Raw genomic sequence first — 22195 nt, 5'->3', positions numbered from 1 at the left:
GTGCAGCGGGGCGGGACATGGCGTCCTTCCGGGGCGGCGGTGGGGGTGGGGGTGCCGATCGGATGGCCCGCGACCTGCCGGAACTCCGTGGGAGCGCTCCCAGTTCTGATCGCTCCGGGACGGTGTCGGCAGGCGGTGGGCGGCGTCCATGGTGTCCGCGCCGCCACATTCGTGTCAATGCGCAACTTGGAAGTTACAGGCGCGACTTGACACCCCGACAACACCGGACGACCGCCTGCCCGCCCGCCCGGTCGGCCGGGGCCCGCGCCCTCCCCGGTGGGCCGGCGGGGTGTCACGGCCCCGCCGGCCCGTCCTACGGGTGAGGTTCCACGGTACGGCGGGGCGGGGCGGCGGGTGCAGGGGCCGAACGTCCCTGGTGGTGGGGAGTCCGGCCCCGGTGGGGGTCAGAGCAGCGGGCGGACGTGTTCGGCGAAGGTGTAGGCCTCCTCCAAGTGGGGGTAGCCGGAGAGGACGAACTCGTCGATGCCCGCGTCGCGGTACTCGGCGAGGCGGTCGGCGACCTCGCGGTGGCTGCCGACCAGGGCGGTGCCCGCTCCGCCGCGCACCAGGCCGATGCCGGCCCACAGGTTGGGGGCGATCCAGAGGCGGTCGCGGCGGCCGCCGTGCAGGTCGAGCATCCGCTGCTGGCCGACGGACTCCAGGGTGCGCAGGCGCTGCTGGCCGGCGGCGATCGCGGTGTCGTCGAGGCCGGCCAGCAGCGCCTCCGCGTCCTCGCGGGCGCGGGCGGCGGTGGCCCGGCTCAGCACGTGCACGCGCAGGCCGAAGCGCGGGGCGCGGCCCTGCGCGGCGGCGAGTTCGCGCACCCGGGCGATCTTCTCGGCGACCTGTTCGACGGGTTCGCCCCAGGTCAGGTAGGTGTCGGCGTGCCGGGCGGAGACGGCGAGCGCGGGGTCGGAGGAGCCGCCGAAGTAGATCCGGGGCGCGGGCTCGGGCGGCTGCCGCAACTGCCCGTCCTGGATCCGGTAGTGCGGGCCGGCGTGGTCGTACGGGGCGCCGCGCCAGGCGGTGCGGACCACGTCGAGGAACTCGCCGGCCCGGGCGTAGCGGGCGTCGTGGTCGAGCCGGTCGCCGTAGCCGCGCTGTTCGGCGTCGCTGCCGCCGGCCACCACGTTGAGCAGCAGCCGTCCGCCGGAGAGGCGTTGGAAGGTGGCGGCGGTCTGCGCGGCGAGCGCGGGTTCGACCAGGCCGGGGCGGAAGGCGACCAGGAACTTGAGCCGGCTGGTGGCGGCGATCAGCGCGGCGGTGGTGATCCAGGCGTCCTCGCAGTGCGCGCCGGTCGGGGTGAGGACCGCTTCGTAGCCCAACTGGTCCGCCGCCTGGGCGAGTTGGGTGAGGTAGCCGAGGGTGGCGGGGCGGCCGGCGCGGGCGGCGGCGGTGGACGCGCCGCCGATGCCGGTGCCGTGGGCCGCGCCGCCCAGGTCGCGGGCGTCGCCGCCGGTCGGCAGGAACCAGTGGAAGGCGGTGGTCATCGCGCGTCGCCGCCGTTCGGGGTGAGCGCCGGCAACGGCTGCGCCGGGGTGCGGACGAGCAGGAACGCGGTGTGGCGGCGCAGGGTGAAGCCGAGCGACTCGTACAGGGCGATCGCCGGGGTGTTGTCGGCCGCGGTGTGCAGGAACGGGGTGTCGCCGCGCTGTTCGATGCCGTGGGCGACGGCGCGCACCAGGCGGGTGGCGTGGCCGCGGCCGCGGTGCTCGGGGTCTGTGCAGACGGCGCTGATCTCGGTCCAGCCGGGCAGCCGCAGGCGTTCGCCGGCCATCGCGATCAGGCGGCCGTCCCGGCGCAGGCCGAGGTAGCGGCCGAGGGCGATGGTGCGGGGCAGGAACGGTCCGGGGCGGGTGCGGGCGATCAGGTCGAGGATCTCGGGGACGTCGTCCGGTCCCAGCTCGACCGCGTCGGGGGCGGGTTCGGTGTGCAGGGCGGTGGCGACCAGCTGGGTGCCGCGGCCGTGCTCCAGGACGTCCCAGCCCTCGGGCGCGGTGTCGGTGGCGGTGACGGGGGTGGTGCTGCCGGGCGGCCCGGCCAGCGCGGCGAGGTCGCGCCAGGCCTGCGGGTCGGCGGGGTCGGCGAGCGCGGTGAACGGGGAGACGTCGACGGGGTAGCGGGCGGCGCGGCCGACGCGTTCGGCGAGGTGCGCGTGCGGGCCGGTGAGGGCGGCCCAGGCCGGGTTGTCGAGGACGTCGGTGGAGACGGGGGCGGGCAGGACGGTGCGCTGGCTCATGGCGGTGCGGCTCCTGTGCGGCGGATGAACGTCGGTGCTGCTGCGGAGGGTTCAGCCGGCCGGACAGAGCGCGCTGCTGACGCGCTCGAGGTCGACGGGCCGGTCGAGGTAGATCGCGCGTTCCACTGCCCGCACCGCTGCCCACCTCCCGGATCGTCCCGTCGCGGTCAAGCTAGGCCGCTCTCGAACGGAATGTCAACGGCTGTCCGCGGGGCCGGAGTCGGTGGTTCGTTACCGCTGTATGAACAGCGTTGTGCCGGGCCCGGGTGCGGGGTTACGGTGCGAGGACGGCGGCACCCGGGCGGTGCCGCGAGACGCGGACGGGAGGTGGCGGCGGTGCGGTCCCAGGAGCGCGAGGTGTACCTCGACCGGCCGGTCGACCTGCTGCGGGTGAGCGCCGCGCTCTGTCCGGCCCACCCGGTCCGCCTGGCCTGTCCGGTCTGCCCGGCCCGCTGAGCCGGGCCTCTCGGACGCCCCCCTCTCTCCCCGCCGCCCCTCTCCGTCGCCGCGTCCCGGCGGCCGCGCCCCCGGTGCGCGCCCCGACGCGTTCGCACGCCCCTCCCCGTGAACAGGAACCGGTCCGCCATGCCCGCATCCCCAGCAGCGTCCCCGTCCTCCCCCGCCGCCTCCCCCCTGCACCTGGCCGTCGCGCTGGACGGCGCCGGCTGGCACCCCGCCGCGTGGCGGGAGCCGGACGCCCGGCCGAAGGAGTTGTTCACCGCCCGGTACTGGGCGGACCTGGCGGCGGAGGCCGAGCACGGCCTGCTCGACCTGCTGACCATCGAGGACGGGCTCAGCCTGCAGTCGGAGCACCCGTTCGAGCCGGACGCGCGGACCGACCGGGTCCGGGGCCGGCTGGACGCGGTGCTGGTGGCGGCCCGGATCGCGCCGCTGACCAGCCGCATCGGGCTGGTGCCGACGGCGATCGTGACGCACACCGAGCCGTTCCACCTGTCGAAGGCGGTGGCCACCCTGGACTTCGTCAGCGAGGGCCGGGCCGGGCTGCGGGTGAAGGTGTCGGCCCGGGTCGACGAGGTCGCGCACTTCGGCCGCCGCGAACCGCGCGCGCTGCGGCTGGAGGAGTTGGACTCCCCCGCCGGGCGGGCCGTGCTGGCCGAGGCGTTCGGCGAGGCCGAGGACTACGTGGAGGTGCTGCGCCGGCTGTGGGACAGCTGGGAGGACGACGCGGAGATCCGGGACGCGGCGACCGGCCGGTTCATCGACCGGGACAAGCTGCACTACATCGACTTCGAGGGCTCCCGGTTCTCGGTGCGCGGCCCGTCCATCACGCCCCGGCCGCCGCAGGGCCAGCCGCTGGTCGCGGCCCTCGCCCACCGCGGCGAGCCGTTCCGGCTGGCGGGCCGGGCGAGCGACCTGGCGTTCGTGACGCCGCGCGACGCGGACGACGCCCGGGCGATCCTGGCCGAGATCAGGTCCGCCCAGCGGGAGGCCGGGCGGGAGGCGGAGACGGTGCACGTCTTCGCCGACCTGGTGGTGTTCTTGGAGGAGCGGCCGGGCGCGGCGGCCGAACGGCTGGCGCGGCTGGACGCGGCGGCGGGCGCCGAGTACACCAGCGACGCCCGGGTGTTCGCCGGCACGCCCGCCGAACTGGCCGACCTGCTGGTCGAGTTCGCGGCGGCCGGGCTGACCGGTTTCCGGCTGCGGCCGGGCGCGCTGCCGTACGACCTGGAGCGGATCACCCGCGGCCTGGTGCCGGAGCTGCAGCGCCGGGGGCTGTTCCGCACCGCCTACGAGGCGTCCACCCTGCGCGGGCTGCTGGGCCTGCCGCGCCCCGCCAACCGCTACGCCGCGGCCGCTCCCGCCGACGCCGCCCTGACGGCCGCGTCCGCCTGAACTCCGAAGGAAAGCAAGCGACATGAGCAACGAGAGCAGCAGCGGCAAGCCGCTCAAGCGGATCCACCTGGCCGCGCACTTCCCGGGCGTGAACAACACCACGGTGTGGAGCGACCCGCAGGCGGGCAGCCAGATCGAGTTCAGCTCCTTCGCGCACCTGGCGCGGACCGCCGAGCGCGCCAAGTTCGACTTCCTGTTCCTGGCCGAGGGCCTGCGGCTGCGCGAGCAGAACGGCCGGATCTACGACCTGGACGTGGTCGGCCGGCCGGACACCTTCACCGTACTGGCGGCGCTGGCGGCGGTCACCGACCGGCTCGGCCTGGCCGGCACGATCAACTCGACGTTCAACGAACCGTACGAGGTGGCACGGCAGTTCGCGTCGCTGGACCACCTCTCGGCGGGCCGCTCGGCGTGGAACGTGGTGACCTCCTGGGACGCGTTCACCGGGGAGAACTTCCGGCGCGGCGGCTTCCTGCGCGAGGAGGACAGGTACGCCCGGGCGCGGCAGTTCCTGGAGGCGTCCTGGCAGCTGTTCGACTCCTGGCGCGGGGACGAGGTGCTGGCCGACCAGGCGTCCGGGGTGTTCCTCGGCGATCCGCGGGCGGGCGAGTTCTCCTACCGCAGCAGCGAGTTCGACATCTCGGGCCGGTTCGACGTGCCGCGCGCGCCGCAGGGACGTCCGGTGATCTTCCAGGCGGGCGACTCCGAGCAGGGCCGCGAGTTCGCCGCCGCCTCGGCGGACGCGATCTTCTCCCGGCACGGGACGCTGGACGCGGGCAAGGCGTTCTACGCGGACGTGAAGGCCCGGCTGGCCCGGTACGGGCGCTCGCCCGACTCCCTGAAGATCCTGCCCGCGGTGACCTTCGTGCTGGGCGAGAGCGACGCGGAGGCCCACGAGAAGGCCGAGGTGGTGCGCCGCCAGCAGGTCAGCGGGCAGACCGCGATCAAGCTGCTGGAGCAGGTGTGGAACCGGGACCTGTCCGGCTACGACCCGGAGGGGCCGCTGCCGGAGGTGGACCCGCTGGTCGGCGAGCACACCGTGGCGCGGGGGCGGGCCTCGGTCCGGATGAATCGGGACCCGCTGGCGGTGGCCCGCGAGTGGCGGGCGCTGGCCGAGGCGAAGAACCTCTCCATCCGGGACCTGGTGATCGAGGTGAGCGGCCGGCAGTCCTTCATCGGCACCCCGGCCCGGGTCGCCGAGGAGCTGAACCGCTTCGTCCAGGAGGACGCCGGCGACGGCTTCATCCTGGCCCCGCACCTGACCCCGGGCGGCTTGGACGAGTTCGCCGACACCGTGGTGCCGCTGCTCCAGGAGCGCGGCGTCTTCCGCACCGAGTACGAGGGCAGCACCCTGCGCGAGCACCTGGACCTGCCGCCCGTCACCCACACCCGCACGAAGGAAGCGATATGACGACTACTCAGGAAAGCCTCGACACGGCCGAGTTCACCCGGGAGTGGGAGGAGTGGCACGCGGCGAGCCAGCGCGCCCTGGCCGACCCGCACGGTTTCCTCGCCGTCACCGCCCTGCACTGGCTGGACACCGAGCCGGCCCGCTTCCCGGACGCGCCGGGCAGCTGGTGGACCGGGCCGGACGGGGTCTGGGTCGAGCTGGACGAGGGCGAGGAGCTGGTCCTGGACGGCGAGCCGGTGCGCGGCCGGCACCACTTCGGCGTGCTGCCGGAGCGGGCCAGCCTGTACGCGACGGCGGGCGAGGCGGTGATCGAGGTCGCCAAGCGCGGCGGCCACGACATCGTCCGGCCCCGGCGCCCCGACAACCCGCTGCTGCGCGACTTCACCCGCACCCCCGCGTACGCGCCGGACCCGCGCTGGGCGCTGACCGGCCGCTACCTGCCGTTCGCGGAGCCGCGCCCGGTCACCGTCGGCGCGGCCGTCGAGGGGCTGCAGCACGTGTACGACTCGCCGGGCGAGATCGAGTTCACGCTGCCGGGCGACGGCGGCACGCACCGGCTGACCGCGTTCAACGGCCACCTGCCGGGCAGCCTCCAGGTGCTGTTCACCGACGCCACCTCGGGGGTGACCACGTACGCCGCCAACCGGGCACTGACCGTTCCGGCGCCGGACGAGCAGGGCCGGGTCACGGTCGACTTCAACCGGGCGACCAACCTGCCCTGCGCCTACACCGACCTGGCGACCTGCCCGCTGCCGCCCGCCGAGAACCGCCTGCCGGCGGCGGTCGAGGCGGGCGAGCGGATCCCGCTGGAGCGTGGCGGGCAGCCGTGACGGTGGCGTGTCGCGGCGGTGCGTGACGCGCCACCGAGGTCCGTGACACCGCACCGAAGTCCATGACGCGCCACCGGAACTCGTGGCACGCCACCGAAGCCCGTGCCACGGCGCCGGCCCGGGGCCCGCACCGACGGGCCCCGGGCCGGCGCCGTGCGTCAGGGCCGCCGCTCCCGGCCCGGCAGGGCCTGCACGACCAGCGCGAGCAGCGCGGTGGCGGCCAGCACGTACAGCAGGCAGGCCCGGAACGCGGCCGGGACGGCGTCGGGGCCGGGGGTGTCGGCGAGGACGCGGTAGAACACCAGGCCGATCAGGGCGACGCCGAGCGCGTTGCCGATCTGCAGTCCGGTGGTCAGCACGCCGCCGGCCGAGCCCGCGCTCGCGGCGGGGACGCGGGCCAGCACGGTGGCGGTCAGCGGGGCGAAGGACAGGCCCATGCCGCAGCCGTCCAGCAGCAGGCCGGGCACCAGCCACCACAGGCTGCGCGTGCTGTCGGCGACCGCCCAGAGTTCCAGCAGCAGCCCGGCCGTGCGCAGCGCGCAGCCGACGGTGATGGCGTGCCGGCCGATCCGGGCGGCCAGGTGCCGGGCGTTGGCGGAGGCGGCGACGTAGCCGACGCCGAGCACGCTGAACACCAGGCCGGAGTCGATCGGTGCGAGGTGGCGGCCCTGCTGGAGGTAGAGCGCGAACACCAGGAAGTAGGAGGCCATCGAGGACCAGAAGGTGAGTTGGGCGGCCAGCCCGGCGGTGAAGGCGCGTTCGCGGAACAGTGCCAGGTCGATCGAGGGCGAGCCGCCGTCGCGGCGCAGGCGGCGCTGCTGGGCGGCGAACGCGGCGAGCAGCAGGGGCCCGGCGGCGAGCAGCAGCCAGGTCCACAGCGGCCAGCCCCGCTCGCGGCCCTCGATCAGCGGCAGGCAGATCGCGGTCAGCGCGGCGGTCACCAGCAGCAGGCCGCGCAGGTCCAGGCGCGGCCGCCCGGGGGCCTTGGACTCCGGCAGCAGCCGGGCGGCGGCGATCGCGGCGACCAGTCCGATCGGCAGGTTGACCAGGAAGCAGGCCCGCCAGCCGAGGTCCAGCAGGTCGGCGCGGATCAGCACGCCGCCGATCAACTGGCCGAACACGGCGGCGATCCCGGACGCGGCGGCGTACCAGCTGATCGCCCGGGCGCGGGCCCGGCCCTGGTAGGAGGTGGTGATGACGCCGAGCACCTGGGGTGCCATCAGGGCGGCCGCGGCGCCCTGCAACACCCTTCCGGCGATCAGCAGTTCGGCGCTGGGCGCGGCACCGGCGGCCGCGGAGGCGACGGTGAACAGGGCCATGCCCAGGGCGAGGACGCGTCGGCGCCCGAACAGGTCGCCGAGCCGTCCGCCGGTGATCAGGCCGATGCCGTACGTCAACGCGTAGGCGGCGACCACCAGTTGGATCTGGGCGTCGGTGGCGTGCAGGTCGCGCTGGATGGCGGGGACGGCGACGTTGACGATGAAGAAGTCGAGCCCGCTGAGGAACACGCCGGTGAGGACGATCGGCAGGGTGGCACGGTGCGGCCCGGGCGGCGCGGCGGCCGTCGGGGCGGCGGTGGGCACGGTGGTGCTGTCGGTCATGGGGGGACAGGCTCCTGGGAGGTGACGAGTGGGCCCGCGCCGCTCCGCCCTCGGAGTGCGGGGCGGGGCGCGGTGCGTGCTCCACTCTTCCCGGGCCCGCCGGGTGCCTCAACTACCTGACAGGTAGGCGGCGGTGTCGTCGTCGGCCGGGAAGAAGCTCTCGATGATCAGCTCGGAGGAGGTCAGGTCGCGGGCGGTGCCGAAGGTGGAGAACGTCGCGATGAACGACAGCACCCTTTCTCCGCAGCGCAGTTCGAGCGGGAGCATGATCTCGTCCGGCCCGGGGATGTCGACCTCGGGCACCGGCTGCTCGCACGGGTAGCCGAGCAGTTCCTCGTACAGTGGCCGGAGGCTTCCGTCGAGGGCTGCGCGGCGGGCCAGCCCGGTGAGCAGTTTGCCGCGCCACCGGCCCAGGTTGGCGATCCGGGGGGCCATCCCTTCGGGGTGCAGGACCACGCGCAGGACGTTCACCGGGGGCTGGAGCAGGTGCGCGGCGACGCCTTCGGTGAACAGCCGGTCGAACGGTTCGTTGGACGCGATGAGGTTGCGCCGGCCGTCCGTGACCAGCGCCGGGTAGGGGTGGTGGCCGCGCAGCACCCGCCGCACCGCCGCCAGGATCGGCCGCATCGCCGGGTCGTCGAGCGGCTTCTCGTGGAACACGGGCGCGTAACCGGCGGCCAGCAGCAGCGAGTTGCGTTCCCGCAGCGGGACCTCCAGGTGCTCGGCCAGCCGCAGCACCATCTCCCGGCTGGGCCGCGAGCGCCCGGTCTCCACGAATCCGACGTGCCGCGCCGAGACGCCCGACAGGTTGGCCAGCTCCAGCTGGCTGACCCCGCGCCGTCGCCGCCACTGCGCCAACAGCGCCCCCACCTGCGCCTGTTCGTCCGTACGGACCGTCACCGGCCTCCCCCTTCGTTGGCCCCCAATCTACGTCAGGACACCGGGGCGCCGGGCCCGCGGTGACGGACCCGGTGCCCCGGCGCGGCTCGGCGTCAGCCGATGGTGCTCTGCGGGCCGGCGTACTGGGCGAGCAGCGCGGGCACGTCCTTGGCCTGGTCCAGGGTGTACGGGTAGAACGAGGACGGGTCGAAGGTGGTGCCGTTGGTCTGCTGCTTGCCGGTGCTGTCGACCACGATGCTGCCGCTCTGGCTCAGCGCGGCGGCGGAGGTGTCGTTGTAGTAGGGGTTGTTGACGTGGTCGTAGTAGCTGTTCTCGATCACGGTGCGCGAGGCGCCGCGCGAGAGGTTGCCGTAGGAGCCGACGTTCTGCAGGTAGTTGTTGTAGAGGTGGGCGTAGGCGACGTTGTCCACGCTGGGGTTGCGCTGGTTGGTGTCGTGGATCCAGTTGTGGTGGATGGTGATCCGGGCGGTGACGTTGTCGGTCCAGCCGATCCCGAACGCCTTGTTCTCCTCGCCCATGACGTTCCAGGAGACGGTGAGGTAGCTGGTGTCCTTCCGGCTGTCGATCAGGCCGTCGTTCATCCGCTCGATCCGGTTGTGGTCGATCCACACGTGGTCGGCGGTGTCCATCTGGATGCCGTCGTAGTCGTAGACCTTGTCGTCCGGGTCGTCGTCGGCCATCTGCGCGTCCCGGATGGTGAGGTTGCGCAGGATCACGTTGTGGGTGCCGGCGGCGAGGAAGAACCCGCCGTGGACGATCTCGCCCGAGGTGCCGACGCCGACGACGGTCTTGTTCGACTTCACCGGGATCTCGTAGCCGTACGGCGCGGCGGTGACGGCGGCCGCCACCCGGATCGTGTAGGGGCCGTCCGCCGTCGCGTACTTGACCAGGCCGGCGAAGTCGGTGACGGTGACGGTCGGCCCGGCCGCGCCGCCGGTCGTCCCGCCGCCGGTGGAGGCGAAGCCGTCCGCGCGGTCGGACCAGGTCCGTCCGGTGCTCACCGGTCGGAACGCCCACTGCTTGTTGGTGTTGGCGGTGCAGGTCTCCTGGATCACCGGCGTCCCGGCCGTCGTGGACGCGCCCTGGTCGCTGACGCACAGCCCGCTGCGCGTTCACCAACTGGTACACGCCCGTCGACACCGGCACCAGCCGCCACTGCTGGTTCGCCTGCCCGCTACCGCACCCCCACTGCTGCAACTTCGCACCCGGGGACGTCGAACCCGACGGCACGTCCAGGCACATCCCGCTCTTCACCACCGCCAACTGGTACGTCCCGGCAGCGGGCAGGGCCACGGCCTCGGCCGGTGCCCCCAGGACCGAGACGGTGCCCGCGCCGAGCAGCAGGGCCGCCGCGATCCCGGTCAGGCGGCGGGTGGTGGTGCCTCGCATGGTGGTGTCCTTACGCGTCGTGGTGTCGGTGGTCATCGGACGGGGTTCCAGCCGTCGGCGCCCGCCAGGTACTTCTGCGGGGTGTACGCGGCGGCCTGGGCGTCGGTGAGCTGCGGGCGATTGGCGTTCACGCCCGCGCCCGCGCCGGTGTTGCGGTACTCGAAGTACCGGGCCTTCTGCCAGGTGCTGGTGGACATGTCGGTCCAGGGCTGCGCGGTGGCGATGGTGTCGGTCAGCACCGACTCCCGGTACACCACCTGCGCGTCCTGCCGCCACGGCCGTCCCAGCTGGGTCTTCCCGGCGGTCGTCCCGTCGACCGTCGAGCGGTAGAACAGGAAGCCGTAGGCCCGGGCGGCCGGGGTGCTGGCGGCGGTGATCGGGCCGCCGGTGGTGCGCTTCTCGTGGATGCGGCAGTTGTCGAACACGGCGATGCCGCCGCCGTAGACGAAGTCGACCGTCCCTTCGACGTACGAACCGACCACGTACGTGCGGGCGCTCTCGTTGACCAGGAAGGTGTCCTGGTCGCCGAGCAGCCGCACGTCGTCCAGCACCGCCCGGTCCGCGTCCAGGTAGAGCGCGAGCGCCTGGTCGCCGGTGTCGGAGCTGTTCTCGTCGAAGTCGTTGCTGAAGGTGAGGTTGGTCGCCGTGAAGTCGTGGCCCTGCGCGACCACCGTGGCGCTGCCCGAGGTGCCGTAGGTGCCCGCGTTCCGGTTGCCGACCAGCACCACGTCGCCCGGGCCCGCGCCCAGCCCCTGGAGGGTGACGAAGGGCTTGTCGGCCGGGACGGTGACCTTCTCCCGGTAGGTGCCGGGCTTGATGGTGATCACCACCCGGCCGGTGTTGCCGCTGCCGACGGCGTCGATCGCCGCCTGCACGGTGCGGTAGCGGCCGGTGCCGTCCTGCGCGACGGTCGGCGCGGCGGTGGCGCCGACGGGTCGGAACGCCCACTGCTTGTTGGTGTTGGCGGTACAGGTCTCCTGGATCACCGGCGTCCCGGCCGTCGTGGACGCCCCCTGGTCGCTGACACACAACCCGCTGCGCACGCTGACGATCGTTCACCAACTGGTACACGCCCGTCGACACCGGCACCAGCCGCCACTGCTGGTTCGCCTGCCCGCTACCGCACCCCCACTGCTGCAACTTCGCACCCGAGGACGTCGAACCCGACGGCACGTCCAGACACATCCCGCTCTTCACCACCGCCAACTGGTACGTCCCGGCAGCGGGCAGGGCCACGGCCTCGGCCGGTACGGCCGTCACCACCCCTGCCCCGAGCACCACCGCGGCCACCGCCGCGCCACGCGTTCTTCCGGACATCGGTCCGCCCTCTCCGTACAGGGAATCCGCGCTGCCGGCCGGGTCGGCCCGCAGCACCCCTGTAGACGGGCGGCGGCATGACGGGATGACAGAAACTTTTCGGTGGGATTTCCGGCGGCGCCCCGGGCGGGCACGCGGAAGGGCCGCCCGGCCGTCGGCCGGGCGGCCCTCACCGCACTGGTGCGATGCGCTGTCAGATGTCGCGGAAGACCTCGATCTGCGCGCCGACCGAGTTGAGCCGGGCGGCCAGGTCCTCGTACCCGCGGTTGATCACGTAGACGTTGCGCAGGATGGAGGTGCCCTCGGCGGCCAGCATCGCCAGCAGCAGCACCATCGCGGGGCGCAGCGCGGGCGGGCACATCATCTCGGCGGAGCGCCAGCGGGTCGGTCCCTCGACCAGGACGCGGTGCGGGTCCATGAGTTGGACGCTGGCGCCGACCCGGCCGAGTTCGGTGAGGTAGACCGAGCGGTTCTCGTACACCCAGTCGTGGACCAGCGTGGTGCCGTGCGCGCAGGCGGCGATGGCGGCGAAGAACGGCAGGTTGTCGATGTTGATGCCGGGGAACGGCATCGGGTGGATCTTGTCGATCGGCGCGACCAGCTTGGAGGGCCGGACGGTGAGGTCGGTCAGCCGGGTGCGGCCGTTGGCGGCCGGGTACTCGGGGCCGCGCTCGCAGTCGAGGCCCATCTCGTCGAGGACGGCGAGTTCGATCTCGATGAACTCGATCGGGACGCGGCGGATGGTCAGTTCGGAGTTGGTGACGACGGCGGCGGTGAGCAGGCTCATCGCCTCGACCGGGTCCTCGGAGGGCGCGTAGTCGACGTCGGTGTCGATGACGGCCTTGCCGTGCACGGTGAGGGTGGTGGTGCCGATGCCCTCGACCTTCACGCCGAGCAGTTCCAGGAAGAAGCACAGGTCCTGGACCATGTAGTTGGCGCTGGCGTTGCGGATGACGGTGGTGCCGGGGTGGCGGGCGGCGGCCAGCAGCGCGTTCTCGGTGACGGTGTCGCCGCGCTCGGTGAGCACGATGGGGCGCTGCGGGGAGACGCCGAGGTCGACGGTGGCCCGGTAGGTGCCGGTGGTGGCGCTGACGTGCAGTCCGAACTGGCGCAGGGCCGCCAGGTGGGGCTGGACGGTGCGGGTGCCGAGGTCGCAGCCGCCCGCGTAGGGGATCTCGAAGCGGTCGGCGCGGTGCAGCAGCGGGCCGAGGAACATCAGGATGCTGCGGGTGCGCCGGGCGGCCTCCTCGTCCATGCCGGAGAGGTCGAGTTCGGCGGGCGGGGTGATCTCCAGGTCGAGGCCGTCGTTGATCCAGCGGTGGCGCACGCCGATGCTCGCGAGGACCTCCAGCAGGCGGTAGACCTCCTCGATCCGGGCGGCGCGCCGCAGGGTGGTGCGGCCGGTGGTCAGCAGGGAGGCGGCGAGCAGCGCGACGCAGGCGTTCTTGCTGGTGCGGACCTCGATGCTGCCGGACAGCGGGCGGCCGCCGACCACCCGCAGGTTCATCGGGCCGGCCACGCCGAGCGAGACGATCTCGCTGTCGAGCGCCTCGCCGATCCGGGCGACCAGGTCCAGGCCGATGTTCTGGCCGCCGGACTCGATCCGGGCCACCGCGCTCTGGGTGGTGCCGAGGGCCGCGGCGAGCTGGCTCTGCGTCCAGCCCTTGTGGGTGCGGGCGGCACGGACGAGCTTGCCGATGCGGGAGAGGTAGTCTTCGGTCACTGCGCGAACATATCTCACCTGTGCGATATGACGCACATTCGCCGGTCGTCCCGGGCGTGTCGGGGACGACCGGGCACCGAACCGCTTTACGTGCCGGGCGGGGCCGTGCCAGGATGCGGACCCCTGTGCGACAGGTCGGGACGGGGAGGGGTGGCGGCGGTGCTGGTGGACGGTCGGCGGGAGGCGGTGGCGGACGTCCCGCGGTTGGTCGCGGCGGCCCAGTCGGGGGACGCGGCGGCGCTGGAACGGCTGTTGGGCGCGCACCTGCCGCTGGTGCACCACCTGATCGCGCGGGCGGTCGGCCCGGGCGAGGCCGACGACCTGACCCAGGAGACCATGCTGCGGGCGGTGCGCGGCCTGGCCGGGCTGCGCGAGCCCGAACGTTTCAGGTCCTGGCTGGTGGCGATCGCCTACCGCCGGGTGCAGGAGCACGGGCGCCGCCGGGTGCTCGAACTGCCGCACCGCCTGGAGGCGCTGGACGTCCCCGACCCGGGCACCGACTTCGCCGACCGGAGCCTCGCCGAGCTGGCGCTGTCCGCCCAGCGCCGCGAACTCGTCCGCGCCACCGCCTGGTTGGACCAGGGGGACCGCCGACTCCTGGCGCTGTGGTGGCAGGAGGTGCTCGGCGACCTCGACCGCGCCGAGCTCGCCGACGCCCTCGGCGTCGAACAGGCGCACGCCGCCGTCAAGTTGAAGCGGATGAAGGCCCAACTCGACCTGGTCCGCTGCCTGGTGCGGGCGCTGGACGCCGAGCCGCGCTGCGCCGACCTGGCCCTGGCCTCGGCCGGGTGGGACGGCCGCCCCGACTCGGTGTGGCGCAAGCGGCTGGCCCGGCACCTGCGCGGGTGCGCCGAGTGCGGGGGCCGGTCGGCCGGGCTGGTCCCGCCGGAGCGGCTGCTGCCCGGCCTCGGCGTCCTGCTGGTGCCGGACCGGCTCGCGGACGGGCTGCGCGCCGCACTGCGCGACGGCGCCGCGACGGCGGGCCGGACGACCGCACGGGCGGCGGTGGGTGCCGCCGCGGGCGCCGCCGTGGTGACGGCGGTGCTGCTGGCCGTCCTCCCGTGGCCGGCCCCGGACTCCCCCGCCCCGCACCCCTCGGCGCCCGCCGCCACCGCACCCTCCTCCGCCTCGCTCCCCCCTCCCTCTCCCTCGCCCTCCGTCTCCGCTTCCCCGCCCGCCTCCGCCTCCGCCTCCGCCGACGTCGACGCGCGGCCGGCGGCACCCCGGCCCCCGTCCGCGCTCCCCGGCGTGGCGGTCGCGGACCTGTACGTCGCGCCGGACGGCTCGGACGACTCGGACGGTTCGCTGGCGCACCCGTTCGCCTCCCTGGCGCGGGCCGCGTCCGCCGTCCGGCCGGGGCAGACCATCGCGCTGCGCGGCGGCACCTACCGGCTGGCGGCGCCGGTGGTCCTCACCACGGCGGGCACCGACGGGCAGCGGATCACGCTCTCCGCCTACCGCGACGAACGCCCGGTGCTGGACGCCTCCGCACTGCCCGCGGCCGCCTGGGCGGTCACCCAGAGCGGCGGCTTCTGGACCGTCCAGGGCCTGGAACTGCGCGGCGCGGCGGGCCACGGCTGGGTGTGCACCGGCTGCCGCTCGGTGGTGTTCCAACGCCTCGCCTTCCACGGCAACGGCCGCTCGGGGCTGCTGCTGCGGGACGCCGGGACGAACGGCAACGCGGTGCTGGACAGCGACTTCTACGACAACCGGGACGCGGCCGGCACGGCCGGCACCGGGCTGGGCCTGACCTTCGGCTCGGGCACGGGCAACGTGGTGCGCGGCAACCGCTTCCACGGCAACGCGACCGACGGCCTCGACCTGGGCGGCTTCACCGATCCGGTGACGGTGGACAGCAACTGGTCGTACCGCAACGGCAACGGCTTCACCCTGGGCGGCGGAGGCGGCCGGACCGCGGTGGCGCACCTGGTGACCAACAACGCGGCCTGGGACAACTCCGGCCTGGGCTTCAACGACGAGGGCAACCCGGGCGCCCTGCGACTGACCGGCAACTCCGCCCTCCGCAACGCCCTGGTCGGCTTCTACCTGCCGGACGCGGCAGCCGAGTTGTCCGCCAACGCGGCCCTCGACAACGGCCGGGACATCCAGCGCGGGCCGAAATCCCGCTCCACCGGCAACAGTTGGGACGCCACCGCCACCGACCTGTTCACCTCCACCGACCCGTCCACCGCCGAGGCCCCCCGCCCGCCCGACGGCGCCCTGCCGGCCACCGCGTTCCTGCGGCCCCGGACGGCGGTCGGCGCCACCATGACCGAGCAGCACCCTTCCTGACGGCTCGTCAGACCGTCCCGGTCAGCGCGTGCGCCGCGCCCGCAGGTACTCGCGGGCCAACAGCCGCAGCAGGCCCGGCTTGGCGGGGCTCGCGGAGCGGCGCAGCAGCGCGCCGAGGTCGGCCCGGGCGGCGGTGGCGGTGAGCCGTTCGACACCGAGGATGCAGCGGATCATCGGCCGGTGCGCGGGCGGGGCGAGTGCGACGAGGGCGCCGCTCGCGGCGCGGTCGCGGTCCGAGCGGTCCAGCAGTTCGCCGAGCAGGGCGCGCACCGCCGGGGTGGCCTCGGCCCGCTCCAACTCGGCTCGGGTGACGCCGTGTTCGGCGAGGGTCTGCCGGGGCAGGGTGAGCCGGCCGTCCGCCAGGTCCTCGGCGAGGTCGTTGACGAAGTCGAGCCGCTGGCTGGAGTCGATGAACGTCCGGCAGGCGGCCCGGTAGGCGCTCTGGTCGCCGTCCGGGCCGAGCAGGGCCGCGACGACCATGAAGCCGGGCAGCGAGTACCCGTCCAGGTAGGCCTGGTAGTCGGCCTCGGTGTCGAAGCCCGCGAAGTCGAGGTCGGCGTCCGCCGCGTCGAGGAACTCCAGCACCCGCCCGCGCAGCACGGGACGGGCCGCGGCGCTGTCGACCAGCGGCCGCAGCTCCGGCCGGTCGGTGCGCCCCGCGTCGAGCGCCCCGGTGACCTGCTCGCGCCAGCGGGCGGACGCGGCCCGGCGGGTGTCGATCGGCCCGCGGTCGAGCAGGTCGTCGGTGTGGTGCATGAACGCGGTGGCGGCGATCACGTGCGGGACGGTCGCGGGCGGCAACAGCAGCCCGGCGGCCAGCGCGACCTCCCGCTTGTACGCCACCACCCGTTCCCGCTGCCGCCCGTACGCCGCCCGCAGCCCGGGCTCACGCACCCCCGCCGCGTCCAACGCCCGCTCCCAGCCGCCCACCCGCTCCGTCCTCCGCCGCGCGGCCCGCTCCCGGGCCGGTCCCGACGGACCATCCTGCCAAAACCCGCCACCCCGGCCGCCGCACCGCCGCTCACCGGACGGGCTTGCACCAGGTCAGCGAGTACCTGCGCAGCACGTGCCGGCGGTAGCGCACGCCCGGCAGCAACCGCCGGGCCTCGGCGCGCACCTGCCGGTAACCCATCCGCGGGTCGGCCACCGGCATGCCCTCGGGCGCGCTCGCCCGGCGCAGCACCTTCGCGGCCCGCACGACGGGAGCGGCCGCCAACGTCACCGCCCACTCGGCCGGGCCGCTCTCGCGGGCCAGTCCGACGACCACCAGCGTGCCGCCGGGGCGCAGCAGTTCACGCATCCGGGTGAGGGCCGCGGTGAAGTCCATGTGGTGGACGGCGGTCACCGAGCAGACGAAGTCATAACCCTCGACGGGGAGTTCGGCGGTCAGGAAGTCACCCTCGATGAAGTCGACCCCCGGCCGCCCCGCCGCCGTCCGCCGGGCCTCGGCGACCATCACCGACGAGCGGTCGATCCCGGTCACGTGCGCCGCCCGCCCCCGCAACGCCCTCACCAGCAGCCCGTCCCCGCACCCGACGTCCAACGCTCGGCCACACCCCTCCGGGACGCGCCGCAGGATGCCCGGATGCCTGGCGACATTGGTGTTCCAGTACGGCCTCGGCTCGGAGCGCGACATCCCCCCATCGTAGGCCGAACACCGACGACGGCTCCGGAAAGCACGGCGCTCCCCACCCCGCCGTCAGGCGGCAGTGAGCGGACGCTCCCGACGCGCCTCACGCAGAACCGAACCCCACCAATCGAGCTGGTCGAGCATCGCCTTGGCCGCAGCCTCCGGCCCGGCCGGGTCGAGGAGGGTGCCGTCCGGGCCGAAGAGCAGGTAGTAGCGCGGGAAGGAGACGTAGTCCCGCACCGTGTGGGCCTGCAACTCGTTGAAGACCTGGCGGAGTTGTTCGATCGCGAGCAGGCCGCCGCTGGCACCGCTGTAGCCGACGAAGCCGATCGGCTTGGCCTGCCACTGGGTGTAGTGCCAGTCGATGGCGGCCTTCAGGGAGGCCGGGAAGCTGCGGTTGTAGTCGGGGGTGACCACCACCACGGCATCGGCGGCGGCGAGGCGCTGGGCGAGGCGTTCCATCTCCTCCGAGCGGGGCGGGTTCGGCTCCAGGGCCGGTGGGACGGCGGGGAGTTCGAGCGGGATCGGGGTCTCGGCGAGGTCGATCAGGTCGACCTCGAACCGGCCGTGCAGGGCGGCCCGGTCGGCGATCCAGCGGGCGACCACGGGGCCGAAGCGGCCCTCCCGGACGCTGCCGACGATCACGGCGAGGTTGAGCGGCTGACTGGTCATCCGGCTGGTCATCGAAACACTCCTGCGGTGGGACGGGATCGGAACGTCGCCCCCGTTCGGGGCGGCGCTCCTCCAGGTTGGCGGTCCGGTCCGGCCCGGGGGAGGCCGCGCCGAGACTGGTAGTACGGGGGCCACCCTCCGTACGGGGCGGGGCTGTTACGTTCGGGGGGTGAGCGACAACGAGTTGGGGCTGTTCCTACGGACGCGCCGGGAGGCCGTCACTCCGGCCGAGGTGGGGCTGCCGGCCGGTCCGCGCCGCCGGACGCCCGGTCTGCGGCGGGCGGAGCTGGCGACCCTGGCGGGGGTGAGCGTCGAGTACGTGACCCGGCTGGAGCAGGGGCGCGACCGCCACCCGTCCGTGCCGGTGCTCTCCGCGCTGGCGGACGCGCTGCGGCTGGGCACGGCCGAGCGGGTCCACCTGCACCGGCTGGGCAAGGCGCTGGGCGGGCAGTTCACCTGCACGGGCGGCGCGCTGCCGAACCGGTCCGTGCGTCCCACCGTGCGGGCCCTGCTCGATCACCTCGAACCCGCGCCCGCGCTGGTGCTCAACCGGCTCGGCGAGATCCTCGCCTGCACGGACGCCTACCGGCGCCTGGCCGAGCCGGTGGGCCTGCTGGACGGCGAGCGGCCGAACCTGGCCCGCTACGTCTTCACCGATCCCCGGGCCCGCACCACCTACCCGGACTGGGCGCGGACCGCCGACCAGCAGGTGGCCGCCCTCAAGCAGGGCCCGGGCCGCTCTGACCGCCAAGTGGCGGCGCTGATGGACGAGTTGGAGCTCGCGGCGGGGTCGGAGTTCACCGACCGGCTGGCGAACCTGCCCGGCCTCCCGGACGCCACCGGCACCGAACGGCTGCACCATCCGGAGGCCGGCGAGCTGCGGCTGTCCTACGAGACGCTGCAACTCCCCGCCGACGACGACCAGCGCCTGCTGGTCCACCTGCCCGCCGACCCGGCCACCGCCGCCGCCCTCGACCGCCTGGCCGGCCGCCACCCGGGCGCCCTGCGGGTGGTCCCGGCCTGAGCGGCCGGCCCCGCCCCCGGGCTCAGTCCCCCAGCTCAGTCCCCCAGTTCGGCCCGCAGGCTCAGCACCCGGGTGAGGCCGGACGGGTAGGGCAGGGTGCGGGCGAGGTGGTCGGCGCGGGCGAGCGCGGTACGGGCGGCGGGGGTGTCGCCGAGGCGGGTGGCGGCGGTGGCGTGGGCGATCAGCGCCTCGGTCTCGGCGAGGCGTTCGCCGGTGGTGCGGGCGCGGGCGGCTTCGGCGGCGGCGATCCGGGCGGCTTCGGCGGGCCGGCCGGCGGCGAGGTGGGCGTAGGCGGCGAGTTCGGGGGCCTGTTCGGCGGCGCCGTCGCCGAGGGCGACCAGGGCGCCGGAGGGGTCGGCGGCGCGCAGGGCGTACAGGGCGCGGGCGCGGCGTACTTCGTGGCGGGCCTGTTCGTCGTCGGGGGTGCCGGCCCGTTCGAGCAGGGCGGCGGCGCGTTCCCGGTCGCCGGTGCGCAGCAGGACGCGGGCGAGGACGGCGAGGGCGTAGGGCAGTGACCAGGCGTCGTCCCAGTCGGCGGCGGTGACGGCGGCTTCGGCGTACTGGGCGGCGGTGTCGTTCTCCTCCAGCAGGAGGTGGAGTTCGGCGAGGTTGAGCTGTTCGAAGGCGGTGGCCATCGGGTCGCCGGATTCCCGGGCGTGTTCCAGGGCGCGGCGGCCGAAGCGGACGGCGTCGTGCAGGCGGCCGTGCCGGCGGGCGTTCTCCCGCAGGGTGGACAGGACGGAGCCGAGCAGGGTGGGGTCGCCGTACGCCTGGGCGGGGGCGAGGGCGCGGTCGCCGGCCCGGCGGGCCTCGCCGAAGCGGCCGGCCAGGCCGAGGTTGATGGCCTGGCTGGCGTGGGCGCGGGCCTGGAGGAACTGGCCGGTGGGGCCGGGGACGCGTTCGGCGGGGTCCTGGGCGCGGCGGGCGGCGGCGTAGCCCTCCGGGTAGCGGCCCTGGATCTTGCCGAGGCCGGAGCGGGCGAGGTGGTGCAGGGCGCAGGCTTCGGGGCGGGTGTGCTCCTGCGGCGGGTGGGCGTCCAGGGCGGCCTGGGCGGCGTCGGATTCGCCGATCCGGAACAGCGCCTCGGCGAGGTGGGCGGCGGTGGTGACGGTGTCGTCGTGGTCACCGCGGGCCTGGAACTCGGCGAGCGCGGTGCGCAGCACCTCGGCGGCCCGGCCGGGTTCGCCCATCCGGCGCAGGACCTGGCTGTGGGCGAGGCGGGCGCGGGCGGCGTCGACGTCGAGGCGGGCGACCAGGTCGCGGTAGTAGCGGTCGGCGGTGTCGTTGGCGTGGAGCGCGGCGGCGCGTTCGGCGGCGCGGCGCAGGTACTCGGCGGCGCGCGGGTCGTCGGCGCGGGTGAAGTGCGAGGCGAGGGCGTCGACGGCGTCGGGGCGGCGGCGTTCGACGGCCTGGGCGTAGGAGGCGTGCAGTTGGCGGCGGCGGACGGCGGAGAGTCCGTCGTAGCAGGTGAGCCGGACGAGGGGGTGGCGGAAGGCGAGTCCGGCTTCGGCGCGTCCGGCGATGACGACCCGGCGTTCCTCGACGAAGGCGGCGGCGATGGCGTGTTCGACGGCGTCGGCGGCGGCGGCTCCGGTGACGGGCGGGTGCAGGCCGTGTTCGGCGACGTCGAGGAGTTCGGCGAGGGCGGCCTCGCCGCCGGCCACCGAGAGCGCTTCGACGAAGCGGCGGGCGTGCGGGTCGAGCCGGACGAGCCGTTCGCCGACCAGGTCGCGGACGCCGGCGGGCGGGTGGGCCGGGTCGCCGCCCGGCTCGCCGCCGCGGGCGAGTTCGAGGGCGAACAGCGGGTTGCCGAGGGAGAGTTCCCACACCTCGGGCCGGGGCGGGCGGCCGGTGGCGTCGCGGACGGCGGCCAGCACGGCGGCTTCGCCGAGCCGTCCGAGCTCTTCGCGCACCGCCAGCTGCTGGCGGATCATCGCGGCGACGGCGAGGCGGCGGGCGTCGCCGTCGGGCAGTTCCTCCTCGCGGTAGGTGGCGAGGAAGCGCAGCGGGGTGCGGCGGTCGTGGGCGCGCCGGGCGAGGTGGCCGAGGAGCTGGTAGGAGCCGGTGTCGGCGGCGTGCAGGTCGTCGAGGACGACCAGGACGGGGCGGGTGGCGGCGAGGTCGCCGAGCAGGGCGGCACCGGCCCGGAAGAGGCGGTCGCGTTCCTCCTCGGGGCTGCGGTCGGCGCCGACCGGGACCTGGCCCAGCGAGGGGAGGACGGCGGCGAGTTCGGGGTACTCGGCGCCGACCCTGGCCCGTTCGGCGGGGTCGTGTTCGGCGAGCCAGCCGTCGAGGGCGGCGGCGAAGACGCCGTAGGGGGTGTGGTCCTCGGCGTCCTGGCCGCTGCCCCACAGGACGGCGGTGCCGTCGGCGGCGGCGCGGCGGGCGGCTTCGCCGGCGAGGCGGGTCTTGCCGATGCCGGCTTCGCCGGTGAGCAGGCGCACGGGCGGCCCGGCGGGCGCGAGCAGGCGGTCCAGTTCCCGTTCGCGGCCGTGCAGCCGGGTGGGGGCGGCGCTGCGCAGCGGGGCGGGGAGGGCGGCGCCGGCGGGTGCGGGCGCGGGGGCGGCGGCGAGGGCGGCGCGGTGCAGGCGTTCGGTCTCGGGGCCGGGACGGATGCCGAGTTCGGCGTCGAGCGCCTCGCGGCACCGGTGGTACTGGCGCAGGGCGCGGCGGCGCTGTCCCTGGCGCAGGCAGGCGTCGATGAGCAGGCGGTGGGCGAGTTCCTCGGCGGGGCTGGTGGCGAGGACCTGTTCGGCGCAGCCGGCGGCGTCCTCGGGCCGGTCCTGGTCGAGGTGGGCGGCGGCGAGCCGGAGCAGGAGCTGTTCGCGCAGTTGCGCGAGCCGGGTGCGGCGGGGTTCGGCCCAGTGCGCGTACCGGTCCTCGGGGAGCAGTTCGCCGGTGAACTGGCGTATCGCGTCGGCGAGTCGTTCGGTACGGCCGTCGGCGAGGGCGTCCTCGGCGGCCTGTTCGGCGTGGTCGGCGTCGATCCAGACGGCGGCGGGGTCGAGCAGCAGCAGCCCGGCGTCGGCCTTGAGGTAGGAGGAGGCGGCCCGGGGGGCGAGTTCGGGTTCGAGGGCGTGCCGGGCGGCGTGCAGGGCGACCCGGAGGCTGCCGGCGGCGGCGGACGGGTCGGCGTCGGGCCAGCAGGTCTCCATGGCCTGTTCGCGGTGCAGCCGGTGGCCGGGGGTGACGGCGAGCAGCTTGACCAGGGCGCGGGCGCCGGGCCGGGGCCAGCGTTCGGCCAGTGGAGGGCCGGAGTCGCGGGCGGCCCGGAACCCGTCGAAGAGGTAGAGGCGCAGCATGGGTGGTGCGG

16 protein-coding genes and 2 pseudogenes are annotated in these 22195 nt (G+C 74.9%); 5 read left to right on the top strand and 13 right to left on the bottom strand.

Features of this window, described 5'->3' with window-relative positions:
• Positions 1-404 precede the first annotated feature (404 nt).
• Both OO48_RS31425 and OO48_RS31420 read right to left on the bottom strand, forming a co-directional pair.
• Positions 405-1490, bottom strand: a complete 1086-nt coding sequence (locus tag OO48_RS31425; protein WP_033222488.1) for an LLM class flavin-dependent oxidoreductase — start codon at positions 1488-1490, stop codon at positions 405-407.
• Positions 1487-2239 carry a GNAT family N-acetyltransferase gene (locus tag OO48_RS31420; protein WP_033222486.1) on the bottom strand — a complete coding sequence of 251 codons (753 nt, stop codon included), beginning with the start codon at positions 2237-2239 and terminating at the stop codon, positions 1487-1489. The genes OO48_RS31425 and OO48_RS31420 overlap by 4 nt, the downstream gene beginning before the upstream one ends.
• A 585-nt stretch (positions 2240-2824) precedes the next feature.
• Here OO48_RS31420 and OO48_RS31415 point away from each other — a divergent pair.
• The 3 genes from OO48_RS31415 to OO48_RS31405 are packed head-to-tail and all read left to right on the top strand — an operon-like array spanning position 2825 to position 6334.
• Positions 2825-4093 (top strand): LLM class flavin-dependent oxidoreductase, encoded by a 1269-nt coding sequence (locus tag OO48_RS31415; protein ID WP_033222484.1) that lies wholly within the window; start codon positions 2825-2827, stop codon positions 4091-4093.
• Positions 4094-4115: 22 nt separating this feature from the next.
• Positions 4116-5504 carry an NtaA/DmoA family FMN-dependent monooxygenase gene (locus tag OO48_RS31410; RefSeq protein ID WP_033222482.1) on the top strand — a complete coding sequence of 463 codons (1389 nt, stop codon included), beginning with the start codon at positions 4116-4118 and terminating at the stop codon, positions 5502-5504.
• Positions 5501-6334, top strand: coding sequence for a DUF1684 domain-containing protein (locus tag OO48_RS31405; RefSeq protein ID WP_033222480.1), 834 nt, complete (start codon positions 5501-5503; stop codon positions 6332-6334). Before OO48_RS31410 ends, OO48_RS31405 begins: the two co-directional genes overlap by 4 nt.
• A gap of 158 nt (positions 6335-6492) precedes the next feature.
• Here OO48_RS31405 and OO48_RS31400 read toward each other — a convergent pair whose 3' ends face one another.
• The 7 genes and pseudogenes from OO48_RS31400 to OO48_RS31380 form a co-directional block, all read right to left on the bottom strand.
• A complete protein-coding gene (locus OO48_RS31400) occupies positions 6493-7935 on the bottom strand; it encodes an MFS transporter (protein ID WP_081952528.1) in 1443 nt (480 codons plus the stop codon).
• A 108-nt stretch (positions 7936-8043) separates the two neighbouring features.
• Positions 8044-8835 carry a helix-turn-helix domain-containing protein gene (locus tag OO48_RS31395; protein ID WP_033222479.1) on the bottom strand — a complete coding sequence of 264 codons (792 nt, stop codon included), beginning with the start codon at positions 8833-8835 and terminating at the stop codon, positions 8044-8046.
• Between the two features lie 92 nt (positions 8836-8927).
• A complete protein-coding gene (locus OO48_RS31390; RefSeq protein ID WP_051733232.1) occupies positions 8928-9890 on the bottom strand; it encodes a pectate lyase family protein in 963 nt (320 codons plus the stop codon).
• Between the two features lie 61 nt (positions 9891-9951).
• Positions 9952-10101: pseudogene (locus tag OO48_RS41310) on the bottom strand (RICIN domain-containing protein); the annotation flags it as partial.
• A gap of 155 nt (positions 10102-10256) precedes the next feature.
• Entirely contained in the window at positions 10257-11267 is a 1011-nt protein-coding gene (locus tag OO48_RS31385; RefSeq protein ID WP_209439574.1) for a pectinesterase family protein, read from the bottom strand.
• 16 nt (positions 11268-11283) lie between these two features.
• Positions 11284-11541: pseudogene (locus tag OO48_RS41305) on the bottom strand (RICIN domain-containing protein); the annotation flags it as partial.
• Positions 11542-11734: 193 nt separating this feature from the next.
• Entirely contained in the window at positions 11735-13264 is a 1530-nt protein-coding gene (locus tag OO48_RS31380) for a UDP-N-acetylglucosamine 1-carboxyvinyltransferase (protein ID WP_033222477.1), read from the bottom strand.
• Between the two features lie 159 nt (positions 13265-13423).
• On the opposite strand from OO48_RS31380, the gene OO48_RS31375 reads away from it, so the two are divergent.
• Complete coding sequence (locus OO48_RS31375) at positions 13424-15556, top strand: sigma-70 family RNA polymerase sigma factor (protein WP_209439573.1); 2133 nt, start codon at positions 13424-13426, stop codon at positions 15554-15556.
• A 21-nt stretch (positions 15557-15577) separates the two neighbouring features.
• Here OO48_RS31375 and OO48_RS31370 read toward each other — a convergent pair whose 3' ends face one another.
• From OO48_RS31370 to OO48_RS31360, 3 genes are all read right to left on the bottom strand, one after another.
• Positions 15578-16486, bottom strand: a complete 909-nt coding sequence (locus OO48_RS31370; protein WP_033222475.1) for a phytoene/squalene synthase family protein — start codon at positions 16484-16486, stop codon at positions 15578-15580.
• 91 nt (positions 16487-16577) lie between these two features.
• Positions 16578-17192 (bottom strand): class I SAM-dependent methyltransferase, encoded by a 615-nt coding sequence (locus tag OO48_RS31365; protein WP_033222473.1) that lies wholly within the window; start codon positions 17190-17192, stop codon positions 16578-16580.
• Positions 17193-17255: 63 nt separating this feature from the next.
• Positions 17256-17858, bottom strand: a complete 603-nt coding sequence (locus OO48_RS31360; protein WP_033222511.1) for an NADPH-dependent FMN reductase — start codon at positions 17856-17858, stop codon at positions 17256-17258.
• Positions 17859-18027: 169 nt separating this feature from the next.
• Here OO48_RS31360 and OO48_RS31355 point away from each other — a divergent pair, with 169 nt between their 5' ends.
• Entirely contained in the window at positions 18028-18882 is an 855-nt protein-coding gene (locus OO48_RS31355) for a helix-turn-helix domain-containing protein (protein ID WP_033222471.1), read from the top strand.
• Positions 18883-18917: 35 nt separating this feature from the next.
• Here OO48_RS31355 and OO48_RS31350 read toward each other — a convergent pair whose 3' ends face one another.
• Positions 18918-22184, bottom strand: a complete 3267-nt coding sequence (locus OO48_RS31350) for an ATP-binding protein (RefSeq protein WP_106970463.1) — start codon at positions 22182-22184, stop codon at positions 18918-18920.
• Positions 22185-22195 lie beyond the last annotated feature (11 nt).

Source organism: Kitasatospora phosalacinea (genome assembly GCF_000716545.1).
Classification (GTDB): Bacteria; Actinomycetota; Actinomycetes; order Streptomycetales; family Streptomycetaceae; genus Kitasatospora; species Kitasatospora phosalacinea.
The sequence above is the reverse complement of the archived record's forward strand: the minus strand, read 5'-3'. Positions and strand labels throughout refer to the sequence as shown.

Excerpts from the sequence above, each read along its gene's own strand:
- OO48_RS31360 (WP_033222511.1), bottom strand. The coding sequence starts at position 17,858 with ATGACCAGTCAGCCGCTCAACCTCGCCGTGATCGTCGGCAGCGTCCGG.
- OO48_RS31405 (WP_033222480.1), top strand. The coding sequence starts at position 5,501 with ATGACGACTACTCAGGAAAGCCTCGACACGGCCGAGTTCACCCGGGAG.
- OO48_RS31415 (WP_033222484.1), top strand. The coding sequence starts at position 2,825 with ATGCCCGCATCCCCAGCAGCGTCCCCGTCCTCCCCCGCCGCCTCCCCC.
- OO48_RS31425 (WP_033222488.1), bottom strand. The coding sequence starts at position 1,490 with ATGACCACCGCCTTCCACTGGTTCCTGCCGACCGGCGGCGACGCCCGC.
- OO48_RS31420 (WP_033222486.1), bottom strand. The coding sequence starts at position 2,239 with ATGAGCCAGCGCACCGTCCTGCCCGCCCCCGTCTCCACCGACGTCCTC.
- OO48_RS31365 (WP_033222473.1), bottom strand. The coding sequence starts at position 17,192 with ATGTCGCGCTCCGAGCCGAGGCCGTACTGGAACACCAATGTCGCCAGG.
- OO48_RS31400 (WP_081952528.1), bottom strand. The coding sequence starts at position 7,935 with ATGACCGACAGCACCACCGTGCCCACCGCCGCCCCGACGGCCGCCGCG.
- OO48_RS31410 (WP_033222482.1), top strand. The coding sequence starts at position 4,116 with ATGAGCAACGAGAGCAGCAGCGGCAAGCCGCTCAAGCGGATCCACCTG.
- OO48_RS31350 (WP_106970463.1), bottom strand. The coding sequence starts at position 22,184 with ATGCTGCGCCTCTACCTCTTCGACGGGTTCCGGGCCGCCCGCGACTCC.